The 1,190-nt window shown below is 36.8% G+C and carries 2 protein-coding genes; one reads left to right on the forward strand and one right to left on the reverse strand.

Going from position 1 to position 1,190, the window contains the following annotated elements; all coding sequences use genetic code 11:
* The first annotated feature begins 52 nt into the window (after positions 1-52).
* The gene (locus tag IQ228_RS26165; protein WP_027402425.1) at positions 53-733 is read left to right on the forward strand and encodes a tetratricopeptide repeat protein; all 681 of its coding nucleotides are present in this window, start codon (positions 53-55) and stop codon (positions 731-733) included.
* A 77-nt stretch (positions 734-810) separates the two neighbouring features.
* On the opposite strand, the gene IQ228_RS26170 is transcribed toward IQ228_RS26165, so the two are convergent.
* Positions 811-960, reverse strand: coding sequence for a hypothetical protein (locus tag IQ228_RS26170; RefSeq protein ID WP_027402426.1), 150 nt, complete (start codon positions 958-960; stop codon positions 811-813).
* Between the last annotated feature and the right edge of the window lie 230 nt (positions 961-1,190).

Below are 1,190 nucleotides of genomic sequence, written 5' to 3' on the forward strand. Positions count from 1 at the left end.
TTGTATAAGAGACAGAATAAAAACGGGTTAAGAAAATTTAGGAAAATTTACTATGTACAAAAAAACATCAGTCCTGTTAACTGCCTTATTATTAGGATGTTTATTTACTAGCACACCTGTAGTAGCAAAAGCTGATGTCCTACTGACACAGGTGAATAATCCAGAGTTGAAAAACTTGATAGATGAGGGGAAAAGACTGGTAGATTCTAAAGATTATAATGGAGCGATCGCAGTTTATCAAAAAGCCGCAAAATTAGATCCCAAAAATGAAAGAATTTATGCTGGGATTGGCTACTTATATACTCAACAAGGCAATTTCACCTCCGCTTTAGATGCTTATCGTCGAGCTATTGCCATTAATCCTAATAATAGTGATTTTTACTATGCTGTTGGTTATCTGAAAAGTAGTACAAAAGATAACAAAGGCGCAAAAGAAGCTTACCGTCGGGCTATCCAGTTAAATCGGAATAATCTCAACGCTTATTTAGGATTAGGAGTTGCTCAAACTAGCTTAGGTGATTATCAATCAGCCATGTGGGCTTATGAACAAGCAATTAATTTAGATAAAAATAATCCCCGCACCTATGAGTTAATTGGTTCTATGTTTAAACAACGACGACAAACGACACAAGCAAACAAAGTTTTCAAAAAGGCATTAGATTTATATCAGCAGGGAAATGACGCGGAAGGTGCTGCAAGAATACAAGCAATGCTGCAAGAAATAGGCGGTTAGAATCAATTAAAAACAGGGACATGGTATCAAAATTTTTACCATGTCCCTACTTTTAGGATGGAGGAAAATCTTCAGTGTTACCAAGCTGCTTTACCTTTTTTATATATTTTCCCTGTAAAGGGCTGTACCCCAATCACAGGATAGGCATCATTAGCAGGGGTGAAAATCCGCATGAAGGCTTCAGAAATAAACTGAGCCATATCAGCAAACATTTTGGAGATAGCCATAATACTATAGCTCCTTTTTTTCAATCTTTATAATCGGTGACATTTGTACTTTAATACTGTGATTATCTATTTGCCCATATTCTTCATATATCTTATCTATACTGAAAATTGTCGTTATAGCAAGGCAAGAGGCAGGGGCGCAGGGCTTGCGCCCATTCAGGAGTATGGCTAAGAGGGTGTTTGAAAAGTTATGGTTGATGTATCAAATATTTTTTACCCCACCCTAACCC

Source organism: Dolichospermum sp. LEGE 00246, assembly GCF_015207865.1.
GTDB classification, from domain to species: Bacteria; Cyanobacteriota; Cyanobacteriia; order Cyanobacteriales; family Nostocaceae; genus Dolichospermum; species Dolichospermum heterosporum.

Coding starts and splice junctions, on each gene's coding strand:
- IQ228_RS26165 (WP_027402425.1), top strand. CDS start 53: ATGTACAAAAAAACATCAGTCCTGTTAACTGCCTTATTATTAGGATGT.
- IQ228_RS26170 (WP_027402426.1), bottom strand. CDS start 960: ATGGCTATCTCCAAAATGTTTGCTGATATGGCTCAGTTTATTTCTGAA.